This is a genomic window from Simiduia litorea (genome assembly GCF_042853465.1).
GTDB lineage: Bacteria > Pseudomonadota > Gammaproteobacteria > Pseudomonadales > Cellvibrionaceae > Simiduia > Simiduia litorea.
Genome location: NZ_AP031497.1, coordinates 3,761,565 through 3,778,087 on the forward strand (window position 1 = coordinate 3,761,565; position 16,523 = coordinate 3,778,087).

Here is a 16,523-nt window from a genome sequence, read left to right on the forward strand (position 1 = left end):
GATAACGCCATGAAAATGTTAATGAGCACCGGATTGATATTACTCTCCCTTCTGGGTTGTGCTAGCAACAGCGGCTACAAACCTGCTGCCGGCAGTGGCTACGGTTACACGGAAACAGAGATTAGCGAAAACCGTTATCGCATCGACTATAAAGACAAAAGCCGCCGCGCCAGCCAAGCAAAAAATTACGCTTTGTTGCGCGCCGCCGAGCTAACCTTGGCGCAAGGCTACGATTGGTTTGTCGTGGTAGATCGCGAAACGCAGATAGAAAAATCTGACGACAATATAAGCACTGATATGACAACTGGTTACACCGTAACCAAGAGTTGCGGCTTACTCAGCTGTACCACGCAAACTCACCCAACCACGCAATACGGCGTAGGCATGAGTAGCGGTACCGGTAAAGACTTCGCCATCGCCAGCCTAGAAATACGCTTAGGCAAGGGTGTTAAACCCGCAACCGGTGATACCTACGACGCACGAGAAATTAGCGAGAGCATAGGAAAATCAGCAAGATAAAGCCGCAATCACACATACAATGAAAAGCCCTATTGGGCCATAATCTAAACCAACACCTAATAGGCGAGCCTTCGCTTATTAGGTGAAGTCCTACCTAGGCTGCGATAAGAATAAGTCGCGCGATAAAAATGTGTTAAACATAGACAGGGCAGATGCGGCATAATATGGAAGAGCGCATTTAGTCTCTTCTTGAAAATCCTGGAGTTTTATGGATCTTTTAAACCTGACCGGTCGATCACTCACAAAAGCCTCAAATACACTATTACTCCTCGCCTGCCTAAGCCCCTTGAACGCTTACGCCAATCAATGCCCCACCCCTCTAAAATCTTTACCCATGCAGAACTTTCCCTGCGCCGACCAATGGTTAACTGAACTGTTTCAAGAGGTGAGCTGTCCAATTACGTTTTTACCTATTAAAGCCAACATGTCGCGTCGCATGCGATTATTGTTAGATGGTCAAGTACAAGTACTACTAGGACTTTCGCGCACACCCGAGCGCGAAAAACAATTTCAATTCAGTGAACCCATTGCAACCCATAGGTTGATACTCTACGGCAACAAAGGTTCGACCGTGAGCAAAAACATTAAGCAGTGGTGTGACACCACCATGCGCAGTGCCAAACTGATTTTGCCCCCGCGCGGCCACTTTGGCCCAAAGGTGGACGCTCTCGTAAACGGCGACCAATGTGCCGGCCAACTGATTTATGCACCGCTAGGCGCTCAGCAGGCAAGTAAAATGTTAATAGCGGGCCGCGGCGACTTAATTATTGCCTCGGAAAATTGGCTCGCAAGCCAAACACAAGAACTTCAAAACGCGATCGAGAAAATTGACATACTGGTATGGGAAGAAAATACCGAATTGGCTTTTAACGGGCTCGATCAGAGTTTTATCGAACGAGTTAACCACGTCATCGAAACGAAACTAGAGACTGGGTCGACACTGTGCGGTCTATCACCTAGAAAAAAGCGATAAAGGCTGGGGCCAACTAAAAACGCTAGAGCGGACCATTCGCCTCAGGACAAATTGCTAAGCGGATGGCAATCCCCAGCTAACGACTCATCTTTCAGCACCTTAAGATTAATGAATATTAAAAAAACACCGGCCTAAGCAGGTGTTTTTTTAACTAACGTCTAAACAATTTTAGAAGAAGTTGTACTTACCTTGCAGCACGACGGTGCGACCATCGTAGTGTGTAGAACGCGGCTGAAACTCTACATCTTGATACTCTTCATACAAGGTTTTCTTCAGATTGTAACCTTTCAAAGACTCGCCGAAGTTTTTTGTAATGTTGTAAAAGGCGGACATATCAACACGACCCGCTGCTTTAACATTCTTATTACCTTCGCCATTGAACGTACCCACGCTTTCCAATTCGTAATCACTGCGGCAATTAGTGGACAAGCCAATACCGAATTGACCTTGCTCGTCGTAACCAATCACGTTGTACGTATCGTCAGAGATACCCGAAATTTGCGCATTCAGCGGTGCATCCTCAGACGTTTTCGAGTAATTGATGATACCGCCGAAGCCGTTCCAAGGGTAAGGCAAGCAGTTCAGGTTCTGTTGAATTGAAAGTTCATAACCTTGCACTTTGATTCTCGAATCGATGTTCTGCACTTGGCTAATATTCACTTCGTTGCCAGCGGCAATGTAGTTAGGATCAATCGCATCAAAACTATCGGCACCGCCGGTAATACAGCTATCGCCAACCATAGACAAGCTGCCCATGTTCAAGCCGTACCCGGCCAACAGGTCTTGATCACAGGAACCGACCAAGGTGAAAAAATTGTCGATGTCTTTTCTGAACAGCGCAAACGTAACGGCGCTACCTTCGCGGTTATACCACTCTAAAGAGATATCGTAGGCTTGCGCAGTAAAGGGATCGACATCCGCACCTGGCAACACCACTATCGCCTCACCTGTGCGGGTAGTCACTGACGTGGATGGCGTTGCGGCGCGGACCTTGGGGCGAGACATCATTTCGCTGTAGGCAACCCGCAGGCGCACATCTTCGGTAACATCCATCGCCAAGTTCAAGCTCGGCAAAAAGTAATCGTAAGAATTTTTAACGTGACGATCTTCTGGGTTGTTAATATCCGTAGCACCGAAGGCATAGAAAGGTGCACTGGCATCCTGCTCAGAATTCACGTAGCGAACGCCCACATTACCTTGCACCGGTAGGTTGGCAACATTGAAATCTAAATCAGCCATCAAATAAGCGGCACTGGTATTGAGATCAACGTCGTACACCAAACCAGCACTTTGCTGACCACCGCGAGCAATTAAGCCGCTCGAGGGCACAACAACTGGTATTTCACCTCTCACTGGGTCTGGATTTACGGTACCTAAGGTAGCCACAGCGGCACTGTTAATAGCATCCACATCGAGGGCATACCAACCTGATCCGGCACCTGCACCGGCACCGGCACCGGCAAAACCATTGATGGTGACACCGAAAAAATCACCTTGTGACGCATACGCCGGATCGATACGTGCGGAGTTAACCAAAATACCATTTAAATCGATGCCGGTAGGCGAGTGGCGCAAACGGTCGGAGCTTTGGCTATCTTCAGAGTAACGGTAGCCAAATTGCACATTAGGTAGTACGGGCAACTCTAACTCGCGCTTGAAATTCACTTCGAAAGCGTTCGAATCAACTTCCAAGGTTTCGTAAGTACCGGTTACCAAGGTACGAACGTTGCCACTACCTTGCCTTACTTCGCCCGAGCCACTTACCGAGTCAAACACTTGCCAAGTGCCCGCTTCTAAATCGAGGTTGTCGTAATCAACCAAGGTATACACGTAATCGTCGATGCTGCCCTCACCCGTGTACACCGACTTTTTTACCTCGTTGTTTTATTGGGCGATTACATTTAAAAACGTGTTTGCAGCTGAACGGCACTCACGGTTTCCTGATAGCTGGCGCTGTCTAAGTTTGACCGGTAATCAGCGTAATCAATTTTTGCAGCCAAGCTCACATAATCGTTAAGTCCAACAATCCATTTTGCTTCCCAGTGCTGCTGGCGATCGGCGCGATTAGGCAGCGCTTCCGTTTCACCAAAGGCATTCGCGCGCGGCTCTAAACCTGGGCCTTGGTAATCTCTATCCGAGTAGCGCCAGCCGAGTTGTGTTTGACTCTCAAAGCCCAGCAGGGTGAATTTATGCGACCAGCGCGCGCGTAGGTTAACGCCCTCATAGCTGTAGTTATGCTGCTGCGCGACTTCGTCCTCGCGATCTAAGCCTAGACTCACAAAGCTCTTCGCTTGATTCATAAACCAGTAGATATCGCCACCCCAAAGTTGACTGTCTGCATCTCGCTCGGGTTGATCGGAAAAGTTTTTGACTTGCTGAGTAAACTGGCCGCGTAAATAGAGATTTTGACTCATCAGTTTACTGGCGTATAAACGCGTTTGCGCCAAATGTAAAAAATCTTGCTGATCTAAGCGCGCCAGCGCCACATCGTGACTCACCCCCAAGGTAAGTGCGCTGAAATCATAGCTCGCGTCGACATTGCCGCGGCTAACATCCAGATCAAAGGCATCAAATTCCGCATAGCGTTTATGATCGTGATAAATGCCCGCGCGCAACTTGAACTTATCCGTTGCCGCCCACTCAGTTTTGGCGCCCACATGAATAACACCCGCCCAATCACCGACATTGGTGACTCTATCCAACTCTTTTACGCTGACGTTGCTATCGTATTCGGCACCTAGGTCGAGCTGTAGATTTAAGCTTGGAGTTTGCGCCAATGCCGGCTGACTCAAAAGTAAACTGCCGAGTAGCGCGCCAATACCCACATTCAATGGCGCATATTTTGTTGCAAAAAATTTGGCTAGCTTGCTCATGGCGGCTACCTCGTTAAAAAATGAATGTTTTAAAAATTGGAAACTTGTGAAGACGAGGCGCCGCTACTCGACGCCCCACTGTGCTAGACCTTAGTTACAGCTGACCGGTAATGGCATCGGTGACCGAGCTATTTACCGCCGCCGCAACGGCGCTGTTAATTTGCTCGTTCACGGAAGCCGAGATCTGGTCGTTAACGGCACCCGACACAGCGCCATCAACAGCGGCATCCACTGCGCCCTGTACGGCGCCTTCAACCCCGCCGTTTACCGCACCCGAAACATCGCCAGCGAGATTCGCAGCCAGTGCCGCATCAGCGGCCGAACTCACTGCGCCATCCAAGCTAACGGCCAGATCAGAGGTCGCCGCCAAATGTGAGGAGACCGCGCCTGCTGTATTGGCGACTGTATTACTCGATAGCGCCGACATCGCCTGCCCAGTCAGCTCAGTCGTTTGCTCCGCACTGCCGGCTAGGCCCGTAATTACCTGAGCCGAGGCATCGTCTTGCGATGACGCATTAACCACTGCCGCACCGGCGATTTGACCTTGCTGATTCACACCGGCAATAGATTTTTGTGCGCTCAGGGCGATGTTTTTGCTCGCCTGAGCTGAGGATACTGCGGTGTTTTCACCGCTGCGTTCAGCAGCACCGGCAACGCTAGACACGGCACCGACATTGGCCGCCAAAGACGGATTCGAAAGCTCCGCCGTACCTGCCAACGTTGCCTGAGAAGTTTGCATGAGTGAGCCCTGAACACCGGTAACCAGTCCGCGGGTGCTAACACTATGCGCTAAGCCATTGAGGCGATTATTCGAGGTTTGCGTCGTCTTAGCAGAATTAGCCATCAGCGCTTCACCCTTAGGTGCCGGCGCTTGTTCAGTCGCCTGAGTTGACTTAGGTGTATTGGCATTGGCTTGAGCGCCGGTATTGGCCTCCGTGTTGGTACCACTTTTGGTTTCAGATGATGTTTGGGTTTGCTCGGTTGAATGCGCCGCTTGACCGTTGATGTCAGCATTGACGTTAACCGAGGCTTGCACGTCGACACTGGCACTTTGGCTAAATGCAGCAGTTGAAATCAGGGTGCAGGCGGTAAAAAGTAATGTGCGCTTAAACATGGGGGTTTCCCTTTTTTGGTTGATTCACTGAAATAACGACGCAGCCAGCGCTTTATTCCCAAAAAAAGTAAATACCTTTCATCTGCAAACAACTGGCACAAACAACCCGCCACTCGTTCCAGCCAAAACAGCCATCCCTACACCATTCAACGCTTGGGTTTTTTCAGAAGCCACTTGCACCTCAAAAAACATAAACAATAACCGTTCTCATTTAGATTTATATTTGGTATTATCGCGCCACTCCATTTGCTACGACCGAGAATAGTCATGAAAAAATCTCTCCCTATATTCCTATCCAAGGCCCTGCTGGCCGCCACACCTGTGGCGAGCCCGGTCGTGCTGGCACAAGCGGCCGACGCCCAATTCAGCGAAGAAGTTTCTATTACCGCGATTCGCGAAGATCGGAAAAGCCGCGGCGCCACCGGCTTAGACTTAAGCGCGTACGAAACGCCCCAGTCGCTCACCATCATCAACGTAGAAACCATCCAAGAATTCGGCTTGGTGGATATCAACTCGCTGCTTAAAATGGCCACCGGTGTCAATGTGGACGCCACCGAGACCGACCGCACCTATTACAACGCACGCGGCTTCGACATCACATCCATGCACGTCGACGGTATTGGCATGCCCTTCGGCAACTTGCTGGTGGGCGACAGAGATACAGCGACCTACGAAAAAGTAGAGGTGATTCGGGGCTCCAACGGTTTGGTGACGGGGCTCGGTAACCCCTCGGGCACCATCAACTATGTGCGCAAGCGTCCCACCAACGAGCTCGACGGTAGCGTGCGCATGACCGTAGGCGAGTGGAACAATGTGCGCGCCGAGGTGGACGTTTCAACACCTTTAACTGAATCCGGCAGCTGGGCCGCGCGGGTAGTAGGTGTTTACCAAGATAAAGACAGCTGGCTCGACCACTATGGCAATGATCGCCAAGTAGCTTACTTCGTTCTAGACGGTCAGCTTTCTGACAACCTAACCCTGACCACGGGTTATACCCATCAAGCCAATAACAGCGACGGTGTGCTCTGGGGCGCGCTGCCTGTACTTTACAAGGATGGCACCCAGGCTGACTACGATGTATCCACTAGCACCACCATGGATTGGACTTATTGGAATACCCAAACCGATGAGGCCTTTGTCGAGCTGGGTTGGCAAATCAGCGACAACTGGCGCTTGCTCACGACCGCCAGCTACACCGACTACACCGAAAACTCCGAGGTGTTCTACATCTACTCCAATACTGGGCTAGATCCCGATACCGGCTTAGGTTTAGAGAGCTACCCCGGCAAGTACGATGACGAAAAACAAGATCTCATCCTCGACGCCAGCCTGGTAGGTGACTTTACCGCCTGGGGCCAACAGCACAGCTTGCAGTTAGGGCTAAGCTCAGCCCGCCGAGACGCCCAATCCTTCGCCCACGCCGCACCGGCGAGCGACTTTATCTCCATGCCCGCGTTTCCCGGCTGGCAAGGCAACGAAGTGACGAGGCCCAATTGGGCGGCGCCCTATGAGTCAGCCAATGAAGACATTGAACTGAACCGCCTGTACGGCTCGGTGCACTTGGCGCTAACGGACACATTCAACCTCATATTAGGGCTGAACGCGGTGGATTACACCAACGAGGGTATCAGCTACGGCGTGTCAACCAGCTCCACTGAAGATGGTACCAGCCCCTACATCGGCGCTACGTGGGAAGTGATCGACGGGCTCAATGCCTACGCCAGCTACAGCGATATTTACCAGCCTCAATATGTCTTGGGTGAAGACTTACAATCACTGGGCTCAGCCGAGGGCAAAAGCTACGAGGCCGGCCTGAAAAAAACCTTTGCCAACAACACCCTTGTGACCTTAGCCCTGTTCCGCACCGAGCAATCTAACCTGCAGGAATTCAAGGAATACGGTGACGGCGACGGCGTCGATGACGATTTTTACGAAGATGATTTCAACTTCTCCATCTACCGCGGTGTCGATGTAGAGTCCGAAGGTGTCGAGCTTGAAATCACGGGCGACGTGACCGACACAGTGAGCATTCAGGCGGGGCTTACCCACCTGAGCATGGAAGATCCAGATGGCAATGAAGCGCGCACCTTTATTCCGCGCAATACCGCCAAACTGCTCTTAACTTGGGACCCATCACAATTGCCAGACCTGAAACTGGGGCTGTCTGCGCGCTGGCAGGACAACACCTACTATGGGCCGCAAGGCGCACGCATTAACCAAGACAGCTACACACTGTTTGGCGCCTACGCCAACTACCAGGTCACTCAAGACCTCAGTATTGGCCTGAACCTAGACAACATCACCGACGAGAAATACTTCAGCTCGGTGAAGTACGATCAGGCTTGGTACGCCGCACCGCGCAGCTACAACCTATCGGCCAACTGGCAGTTTTAAGTTTACGCGTTAGCAATACACAACGGGGGCTAAGGCCCCCGCAACTATTTTTACGAGGTACACCGTGAACAAATCGCTCTTTAAAGTTCACAGCTGGGCTGCACTAGTGGCCTTTATTCCGCTCTTGGTGATCTGCGTCACCGGCAGTTTACTGGTGTTCAAGCACGAGATAGATAGCTTACTGATGCCCGATCAAGTAAGCATAGAACCTGGGGCGCAGCGACTGCCGTTAGACACACTCGCGGCCAACATCAACAAAGCCCAGCCGAACTATGAAATTGTTGGCTGGGTGCTCTACCAAGACCAGGCCCGCGCCGATCAACCCTATGTGATGGAAAAAGGCACCAGTGAGTGGTCCTTCCTGCACCTAAACCCCTATACCGGCGCTGTGCTTTCCGCCCCTGTCGCGCACGATCATTACCTAACCGATTGGCTGCTGGAATTGCACTACACCTTCCTCTTAGAGGATGCCGGCTTGGTGATAACCAGCGTGTTTGCCATTGCACTTTTACTCCTCGGCATCACGGGGATTTATTTACACCGCAAATTTTGGAAAAACTTTTTTACCCTGCGCTGGCATAGCCGACTGGTGGTGTACTTTTCCGACCTGCATAAAATGGTGGGTGTGGTTGCATCGCCTATCCTACTTATCCTCGCGTTTACCGGCGCTTGGTGGAACATCGCAAGTTACTTACACGAGCTAGAAGAACATGCCAACGGCCACGAGCATCACCTGATGCAAGCGCGCCTCTACAGCGATGATCTATCCCTAGAAAATATGCGCACCGACGCGGAGTCGACTGTAGACGGTTTCACCGCCACCTATATATCCTTCCCCTGGGAACCCGGCGCCAACTTTACATTTTGGGGCGATGTGCCCACTGGCAACTTCCTCACCAGCCAATATTCCAGCACTGTCAGCTTCTCGGCCCAAACCGGCGAAAACTTGGGTAGCTACGACATCCGCACGGCGGGCTTGGGCGCCACGATTGTCGATAGCTACCGGCGCTTGCACTTTGGCGACTTCGCCGGCTTAGTATCTAAAATTATTTGGGCACTACTCGGCTCAACACCGCTGATACTCGCACTCACGGGGGTAACTTTATGGTGGAAGCGCCGCAAACAACGAGCGCGCGCCAAGCAGAAACATTTGGCCGCAGGCGCGCTCAGCGCGAATCCAACCTAGCGCCCATACAATCGCCGTTGTGTAGGAAAACTCAGGGCCGCACTTTGCCGCCCTGAGTGCCACAGGCGCCTATATAAAACGTCCGATATAGGACACCTGAGATAGGACACCCGAGCTAGTTCATCGGCTTAGGCCAGCGCGGGTGCCGAGAATTGATTATCAAATACCAGTTCACTGAGTGGCAGCTGGCCGCCCCTAGGCCAGGCGTCGCCAGCGGCTTTGCCGACGGCAACCATCATCACAATGACGTGATCAGCGGGTAAGTTGATAAGTTTGGCCACCGCCTCTTGATTAAAACCAATCATTGGGCAGCTATCTAAACCGAGGGATTTAGCAGAGAGCATCATATTTTGCGCTGCGAAGGCGCCCGATCGTATGGCCTCATCCCGTTGAATCCATTCTCTGCCGCGGTAAAACTCGTCGATCATGCCAAGCAAAATACTCCGCTTCTCGCTATCGGCACTGGCCCAGTAGCGCTCGGGCTCACGCTCCCAGGCTTTCACATCGGCGGCAATGACAAAGAGTTCTGATGCGTCGGTGACTTGAGCCTGATCCCAAGCAACCGCGCGTATTGCTTTACGTAGTGCTGGGTCTGAAATCCGAACAAAGCGCCAATGCTGCAAATTGAATGAGGTGGGCGCGTGAATCGCGTCTTCAAGTAACTGTGTGATCTCGGTATTGCTTAGGGTGTAGCTCGGTTCAAACTGCTTTACCGACCGACGCTGTTGAATCAGTTGCTGTAACACCATGTGATTGACTCCTAATTAGCTCACATTTTCAGGTGGCAGCAGTGTCACACTCAGCGTATTGCGCATAAATAACCTATGGTGCATCAACACTTTTGCATTAAACGCAGCAATCAATGGGTACAATACCCCTCACTCAACCAATATCAATCATTCACCCAATACTGGGCGTCAATGGCGCCAGCGAGGACAGCTTTCATGTTTGACGCCATGCAACATTTCGTTCAAGTGGTTGAAGCCGGCTCATTCAGTCATGCAGCCAAGCGATTAAACAAAAACGCCTCATCCGTGGCGCGTCAAATAGATAAGCTTGAGCAGGAGCTAGGCACCCAGTTGTTTAGCCGCACCACGCGGCGGCTGGACTTAACGCTGCACGGGCAAAGCTTTTATCATCAGTGCCTCGATATTCTTAACTCGGTGGATGAAACCCGCCAGTCCTTCAAAGCCCTCACCTCCAATATCGAGGGCCAGGTCAGCATTAGCTCGCTCGACTCCTATGGCGATAAAAAGATCATTCCACTATTGCCACTTTTCCAAAAAAAATACCCTCACTCGAAAATTGTTGTCAGCTTAGACAATACGATGATCGACCTACACGAGTCGCCCTTCGATCTCACGGTGCGGTACGGCCGCCCGGCCGATTCTAACTTTATCGTCAAACCATTGGTTCGGAGCCGAGGTATTTTGGTAGCCAGCCCTACCTACCTGAAAAATCACCCCGCCATCAACGAACCGGAAGATTTGAAACACCACAGCTGCTTAGCGCTGTTTAAAAATAAACAACACACATATTGGCAATTTCAAAAAGCAGAGCAAACAAAAAAGTTGCGCATAGAAGCCATCCTTTCGGCTTGTGGTGGCAGCGCCGTTATCAAATGGGCAAAACAGGATCTTGGCGTCACTCTTAATGCGCGTTGGTTCGTAGAGCAGGAATTGGCATCTGGCGAGTTGGTCGAGGTGCTACCTGATTGGCAGGCAAACATCAGCGGCCACGAGGATGCGCTGGTCTACCTCATGTGGAAGGCCACTAACGCCCGCCGACCGGTAGTGCGTGCGATGATAGACTTTTTAGCAGCGCACCTTGTTGAGGTCAATTGATCATCGCACCTAGACCTAGAAAATCTCGGCACACAGCTAACACCAAACACCAGGCGCACCAGCTAAGCAGGACAATCACCTTAGAGCGCCCGATCCGCGCGCAGTAAAAAAGCGGGCGCCCAGCGGTACCTACTGAGCCGCCTCGTCTGACGCGCTCAAGCCGTCCATCAAACACAACAAAATAGCATTGGTCCAACCGAAACCACTTTGCACTGGGTACTCACCACCTTCAGCCTGCTTGCCTAAACGTTGCACATCATATTTTTCAAATAACATGCCCGTGCTTTTAAAACAGGCCATGTTGTTATCGATCCAACGCCGCGCACCCGTGTTAGCAATCCGGACAAAGCCGTAGCGCAACAAACCCTGATAGGCAATCCATTGCAGCGGCGCCCAGCCATTTGGCGCATCCCATTGCTGGCCACTCGTGCGGCTCGTTGTTAACCAACCTCCAGCGGCCAAATAATGCGTATCCAACCGTCGAGCCACCCTTGACGCTTGCGCGTCGGTCGCTACGCCAACGAATAACGGCCACGCGGTGGCAATAGAGCCTCGCTCGCTGGTGGTAAAATTCGGCAACAGTACATCGACAAATTCTCCCACAGCTTCATCGTAAAACGTTTGCTGAATGACAAGAGCTCGCGCTTGTGCACGGCCGGTAAAAAAATCTACCTTTTTCATATCGCCGGCCTGCGCCCAGGCCTTAGCAATAATTTCTTCGACCCGAATGAAAATGCAATTTAGATCTATGGGGATCACATCGGTGGTGCGTAAACTGGTTAGGTCATTATCCCTTAACAACCAACGCGAACTAAAATCCCAACCGGTTTCACACGCAGCACGAATATTGCGATACAACTGATCGGCAGGTTGATCCGCGTGCTGCGCCAAAAGAGTATCCTCGTGGTAACTCTCTTGCCTCGGTATCGCTAAGTCATCCCAGTAACGATTTAGCAAACAGCCTCGATAGTTGACCACGCGGCGATAAGAACCGCCGTGCTGTAAGCTATCACCGCCATCCATCCAGTAACCATACTCTCGCATTAAAGCAGGTAAATATTTCAACCAGAGCGATTTATCTTTTTCGGTATCAACCAGCAGCTCGACCATCAATGCAAACAGTGGCGGCTGCGAACGCGAGCAATAGTAACTGCGATTGCCATTGGGAACAAAACCCAACTCGTCGATCAGATAGGCGAAATTATCCACCATGGCACGAATCGTCGCTGTCTCGCCGCTCGCGGCCAAACCGAGCAATGTAAAATAGGAATCCCAGTAATAGATTTCGCGAAAACGACCGCCTGGCACTATGTATTCATAAGGCAAGTCAATCAGCGAATCAAACGCGCGCTTCGGCTCAGGCTGACGCTTTAATCGCGACCACATTTTTCCTATATGCTCTCGCATCACCGTTTCATCAGCCAATGGCTGTGAACTCATCGGCGCCAAGGTTTCGTCATTAGATTCAGGCAGATCAAAGTATTTTTGTACGAACGCCAGAAGATTGAACGATCGCTTACTTTTTTGCTGCTGGTAATCAGCCAAAATAATACGAGGTTCACATTTTGGAACCGCATCAACGAAGGTTTTTGAATCTGGAAAAATTTGCTGTTCTTGAACATGTTCAAATAACGTCAAAAACAGTTTATCTGGGGCAATATTTATAGTCACAATAATTCCCTCGTTATTGCGACATGGCGCTGCTAACGCTTTCGGTTTGCCGCGCAACAAAGCGCCTCAACAAATACAAGGCCACTAAAATTGCGCCAATGGGAACTATGGCACTATAGAAGGCCGTTGTGCCGCCGAATACCTGAAAAATATTCCCGGTAATTAAAGAACCTAGGGTTCCGCCCAGCGCCGAAAAAACCACAATTAAACCGGCCATAGGCGCATGTTGTCGAGCCGGCAATGCCGACAACACAACGGAATTAATAGCCGGATAAACAGGCGCTAAGCAAAGGCCAATTAAAGGAAATACGAAGGCCGCTAAGGGAGCGTCGGCCCAGGTGTAAATAACCTCTCCGCTAACACCTGCGGCCAGAGGTAGTGCCACCAGCACTAATAAGATAGCGACCAAGAGTGTCGCATTGAGCAGGTAATACCAGCTCATTCTGCGCAAGACAAAACCGGCAAGCAGCCGACCGAGCGCCGTGGATGCGGCAAGAATACTGGCCATCTCAATACTCAATGCCGAAGACAGATGTAACACTTGGCTGTTAAACGATGGGAGCCAAGACATGATACTTTGCTCCACTAACACATAGAGAAAAACGCTCACAATAAAAACAATGACCAGCGGTTGAATACTGAGCTGCACCATACTGGTAAACTCCTGCACAAAACCCGGCGCCTTGTCTAACTGCAAGCTGGCTTCGTCGAGTTTAGCGATCAACAGCAACACCAGCGCGATAGCATTGAGACCTGCCAATAGGTAATACACATTTAGCCAGTTTAGAGATTCCGGCTGTCTAGCATCTACAAAAGCGCTAAAGACAAAGTAGCCTGCCATCACGCCAAGCATAAAAAATGCCTCTAGAAAATTCATTGTACTAACATGATCTCGCTGGTCTTTAGCCAACAGACCAAGACTGCCAAATACTGAAATTTTAACCAGCGCAAAGCTAACACCTGTCGCTAGAAATAAGAGTTTAGTCATTAGGAAGGTCGGTACGCTTGGCACTAGTGCGCACACGATAGTCATCGCGGTCAGGGCAATCATCATGCAGCGGCGATAACCCACGCGAACTAAAAATGACGCTACGATAAAGGACGTTAGCGCAATGCTAATGTCTTTGTAAGCCTCGAGTATCGCAGCATCAGAGGCTTGCACCCCCAAGCTATTTTGCACTTGCAAGATGACGGTTCCTACACTGTTTAGCAACATGGCAAAAACAAAGTAGTTGATAAACAGTGACGCACGCATTATCAAATTATTCACAAGTACACTCTACATTATTGTTTCTACAGCTATTTATTAGCCAAAGCCTAGCACTGAAATTTAAGCGACCTTAAAGGAAGGCAGAACGGAATTGCCCTTACACACATGACTCAAGAGTTATGTGTGTAAGGGTATTACGCAATTAACAAAACACTAAAATTGATAAGCTACGCTGAAAACCGTACTGAATGGCATGATATAGCGGCCATTGGCAGCTGCAGGGTCACGCGGATCACCTTCGGTTAATGCTTGCTCATCGGTGACGTTATCCAATGCAAGTTGCAACTGTAGATTTTCACTCACATCAACAAGAACACCCAAGTCAATTTTCTCATAGGCCTCTAAGGTTACTTCGTTGTCAGGGTCGGCAAAGCGATCGCCAATAAAGGAGACAGCACCGTAGAAGGTCATCGCCATATCGCCGGCGAGGGCTAGGTCATAACTCGGTGACAAACGCACTTGGTAATTTGGTTGGCGCTGCGCTTCCTTGCCTGTTAGGGCTGGGTTTTCTGTCACCTCGGTGTTCTGTACTGTGCCATTCAGCGTTAACGCAAAACCACTCTCGTGATACCAGCGTCCGTCTAACTCCACACCATAAGCCTGATTGGTAAATACTTGCGCAGGCGCGCCCGGTTGCGTCACAAAGGTGTCGCCCTTCACTTCGTTGCCAAACAGCGTGACATAGGCCGACAGGGTATCGAACGCGGCTTTATAGCCCAACTCAAATTGGGTGACTTCTTTAATCAAATCCTCGCCATTGCTGTAGGCACCAAAGTTATCGCGAAAATCATCGAAGTAAGGAAATTTGTAGCCTTGGCTATAGCGCGCAAACAAACCTTGGTTTTCATTGAGGTCATAGTTAGCACCAAGGGTTAACGAAGATTTTGTCTCGTCGTATTGCACAGATTTGGTGATGACATTGTCGAGCCCTTCATCAACCGTGTACTCCACCTGATGATTTTCGCTGCGCAGGCCAATATCGACACTAAGCGCATCGCTTGCGTGCCACGTAAATGAACCGTAAAGCGCATTCGAGCGTGCATCACCGGTAGCATCGATATCATAATTCCAACCACAGCTGTCAACACTGGCTTGGTTGCATTCAATGCCATCAACGCGTTCGCCACCGTTGGCAACCACCATGTATTTCTGATTGCCCAAAGACCACCACTCATCAATGGAGGTGGTTGCCGTGTAGTAACCCAAGGAAAATTCATAGGCTTCGTAGTTGCCCGATAGCGCCAGATTATTGGTAAACGATTCGATATCTTTGCGCACTACCCAAGCACCCTGCTGCTGGATATAGGCATCTCGGCCAATGGCATTGCCGGTGACCGCGCCAGTCAGAGCGCCGATAACAACCGCGCCGGTATCCGCCGCTGGGTCATCAAGCAGGTCGCCTACATTAACGGCATTACCATTGGGCACGAGGCCGAAGGTATTTGCCTCACCCGCCGTAACGTTTAATGAGTTCGACAGGGTTAAATTTTCATTGACGGTAAAATCAAAATTCATCCCACTGACCGAGCCCTTCCAACCACGGCCCTCGCCCAAGTCGACGGCTTCAACTGAGTTATCTGGCCCATAAGTAATGGTGGACTGGCGGTTGAGTGTGCCGAGCTGATTAAAACTTGCATCGACACCCGGCACGTTCAAGGCCACCGGTAGGTACCAAACGCCGGCATCATCGGTGTTGCGATGATAAAAATTGACACTGCCTTGATCCAAGTCTTTGGTGATGTTGACAGTAAACTGCTTGCCTTCTTCAGCATTGAAGCCAGCGTCGCGGATACCCGGCGAGGTCGAGGTATAGCCGCCCACCATGTAATAGAGCCCATCGGATAGCTTGCCGCTCATCACGCCGTCAACCCGCTGCAGGTTGTAATCAGAGGTTGAGTATTTCACCAAACCTTCCGTTTCCTCGCCGCCACGCTTGAGCAAGAAGTTGGTGGTTAAGCCTGGCTGACCGTTATCCAGCACCGATTGGGTACCGCCGCGTAAACCTTCCATGCGCTCAATGGTTTCATCAATCCGAAACAGCGTGGTGTTTTCTAGGAAGGAGACCGTTGGTGGTGGGAAGATCGGCGCGCCTTCCAACTGCACGGTGAGAAAAGGCGCGTCGCCGCTGCTGGGAAAGCCGCGCACAAACACGTTGGCACCAGCGATACCGCCAGAACTTTCGGCCCAGACCCCAGGAATCGTCTTAAGTAGGTCCGCTGTGCTTTTCGGGGAAAAGCGCTTGATATCCTCGTCGGTGACATTGGTGATGGCAAAGCTGGCATCGAGCTTGCGAATTTCACCGCCACCGGCAATACCAGTGACAACCACCTCTTCCAGTGTCGGTGTGCGCGAGTCGTTTTGGGTGTCTTGGGCGCCGACAACTGGGCCGTAACCCGCGATTAAGATAGATACCGCAAGGGCCAGCGGTGTTTTGGCATAGTTCATTGGGTTGCTCCCCCGAAAAGTTATTTTTTGTCATTATGGCTCTGAATCGTCGATCTGGTTGGCGAGTAGCGCGAACTAATGCAAACGATTGCATGAGTGAAAAACATACTATGCAATCATTTGCACAAATGCAAGCAAGCGCTATCACCCAACTTAAACCTTCACCCCGAGGCGCTTTTTTGTCAGGATGTACAACCCTTTGGGATTAGCCCTACAAACAAGGCCATGGTGTAC

12 protein-coding genes are annotated in these 16,523 nt (G+C 50.7%); 5 read left to right on the top strand and 7 right to left on the bottom strand.

Features of this window, described 5'->3' with window-relative positions; all coding sequences use genetic code 11:
• Positions 1–9 precede the first annotated feature (9 nt).
• Both ACGHTT_RS16760 and ACGHTT_RS16765 read left to right on the top strand, forming a co-directional pair.
• Entirely contained in the window at positions 10–519 is a 510-nt protein-coding gene (locus ACGHTT_RS16760) for a CC0125/CC1285 family lipoprotein (RefSeq protein ID WP_390592112.1), read from the top strand.
• Between the two features lie 208 nt (positions 520–727).
• On the top strand, positions 728–1,492 hold the full coding sequence (locus tag ACGHTT_RS16765; RefSeq protein ID WP_390592113.1) for a substrate-binding periplasmic protein: 765 nt from the start codon (positions 728–730) through the stop codon (positions 1,490–1,492).
• A gap of 168 nt (positions 1,493–1,660) precedes the next feature.
• Here the strand turns inward: ACGHTT_RS16765 and ACGHTT_RS16770 are convergent, their stop codons facing one another.
• The 3 genes from ACGHTT_RS16770 to ACGHTT_RS16780 all read right to left on the bottom strand — a co-directional run bounded on the left by ACGHTT_RS16770 (position 1,661) and on the right by ACGHTT_RS16780 (position 5,479).
• Positions 1,661–3,355, bottom strand: coding sequence for a TonB-dependent receptor domain-containing protein (locus ACGHTT_RS16770; protein ID WP_390592114.1), 1,695 nt, complete (start codon positions 3,353–3,355; stop codon positions 1,661–1,663).
• Between the two features lie 38 nt (positions 3,356–3,393).
• On the bottom strand, positions 3,394–4,365 hold the full coding sequence (locus tag ACGHTT_RS16775) for a surface lipoprotein assembly modifier (RefSeq protein ID WP_390592115.1): 972 nt from the start codon (positions 4,363–4,365) through the stop codon (positions 3,394–3,396).
• 94 nt (positions 4,366–4,459) lie between these two features.
• On the bottom strand, positions 4,460–5,479 hold the full coding sequence (locus ACGHTT_RS16780; protein WP_390592116.1) for a hypothetical protein: 1,020 nt from the start codon (positions 5,477–5,479) through the stop codon (positions 4,460–4,462).
• 267 nt (positions 5,480–5,746) lie between these two features.
• Between ACGHTT_RS16780 and ACGHTT_RS16785 the strand changes: the two genes are divergently transcribed.
• Positions 5,747–7,873, top strand: a complete 2,127-nt coding sequence (locus ACGHTT_RS16785; RefSeq protein WP_390592117.1) for a TonB-dependent siderophore receptor — start codon at positions 5,747–5,749, stop codon at positions 7,871–7,873.
• 64 nt (positions 7,874–7,937) lie between these two features.
• Positions 7,938–9,059, top strand: a complete 1,122-nt coding sequence (locus ACGHTT_RS16790; protein ID WP_390592118.1) for a PepSY-associated TM helix domain-containing protein — start codon at positions 7,938–7,940, stop codon at positions 9,057–9,059.
• Between the two features lie 128 nt (positions 9,060–9,187).
• On the opposite strand, the gene ACGHTT_RS16795 is transcribed toward ACGHTT_RS16790, so the two are convergent.
• Positions 9,188–9,808 (bottom strand): nitroreductase family protein, encoded by a 621-nt coding sequence (locus ACGHTT_RS16795; RefSeq protein ID WP_390592119.1) that lies wholly within the window; start codon positions 9,806–9,808, stop codon positions 9,188–9,190.
• A 195-nt stretch (positions 9,809–10,003) separates the two neighbouring features.
• On the opposite strand from ACGHTT_RS16795, the gene ACGHTT_RS16800 reads away from it, so the two are divergent.
• Entirely contained in the window at positions 10,004–10,903 is a 900-nt protein-coding gene (locus ACGHTT_RS16800) for a LysR family transcriptional regulator (protein WP_390592120.1), read from the top strand.
• Positions 10,904–11,032: 129 nt separating this feature from the next.
• On the opposite strand, the gene treF is transcribed toward ACGHTT_RS16800, so the two are convergent.
• The 3 genes from treF to ACGHTT_RS16815 form a co-directional block, all read right to left on the bottom strand.
• Positions 11,033–12,574 carry an alpha,alpha-trehalase TreF gene (gene treF / locus ACGHTT_RS16805; protein WP_390592121.1) on the bottom strand — a complete coding sequence of 514 codons (1,542 nt, stop codon included), beginning with the start codon at positions 12,572–12,574 and terminating at the stop codon, positions 11,033–11,035.
• A 13-nt stretch (positions 12,575–12,587) separates the two neighbouring features.
• Positions 12,588–13,844, bottom strand: coding sequence for an MFS transporter (locus ACGHTT_RS16810; RefSeq protein WP_390592122.1), 1,257 nt, complete (start codon positions 13,842–13,844; stop codon positions 12,588–12,590).
• Between the two features lie 153 nt (positions 13,845–13,997).
• Entirely contained in the window at positions 13,998–16,289 is a 2,292-nt protein-coding gene (locus ACGHTT_RS16815) for a TonB-dependent receptor (RefSeq protein WP_390592123.1), read from the bottom strand.
• Positions 16,290–16,523: the final 234 nt, after the last annotated feature.

Excerpts from the sequence above, each read along its gene's own strand:
- ACGHTT_RS16760 (WP_390592112.1), top strand. The coding sequence starts at position 10 with ATGAAAATGTTAATGAGCACCGGATTGATATTACTCTCCCTTCTGGGT.
- ACGHTT_RS16765 (WP_390592113.1), top strand. The coding sequence starts at position 728 with ATGGATCTTTTAAACCTGACCGGTCGATCACTCACAAAAGCCTCAAAT.
- ACGHTT_RS16775 (WP_390592115.1), bottom strand. The coding sequence starts at position 4,365 with ATGAGCAAGCTAGCCAAATTTTTTGCAACAAAATATGCGCCATTGAAT.
- ACGHTT_RS16780 (WP_390592116.1), bottom strand. The coding sequence starts at position 5,479 with ATGTTTAAGCGCACATTACTTTTTACCGCCTGCACCCTGATTTCAACT.
- ACGHTT_RS16785 (WP_390592117.1), top strand. The coding sequence starts at position 5,747 with ATGAAAAAATCTCTCCCTATATTCCTATCCAAGGCCCTGCTGGCCGCC.
- ACGHTT_RS16795 (WP_390592119.1), bottom strand. The coding sequence starts at position 9,808 with ATGGTGTTACAGCAACTGATTCAACAGCGTCGGTCGGTAAAGCAGTTT.
- ACGHTT_RS16800 (WP_390592120.1), top strand. The coding sequence starts at position 10,004 with ATGTTTGACGCCATGCAACATTTCGTTCAAGTGGTTGAAGCCGGCTCA.
- ACGHTT_RS16815 (WP_390592123.1), bottom strand. The coding sequence starts at position 16,289 with ATGAACTATGCCAAAACACCGCTGGCCCTTGCGGTATCTATCTTAATC.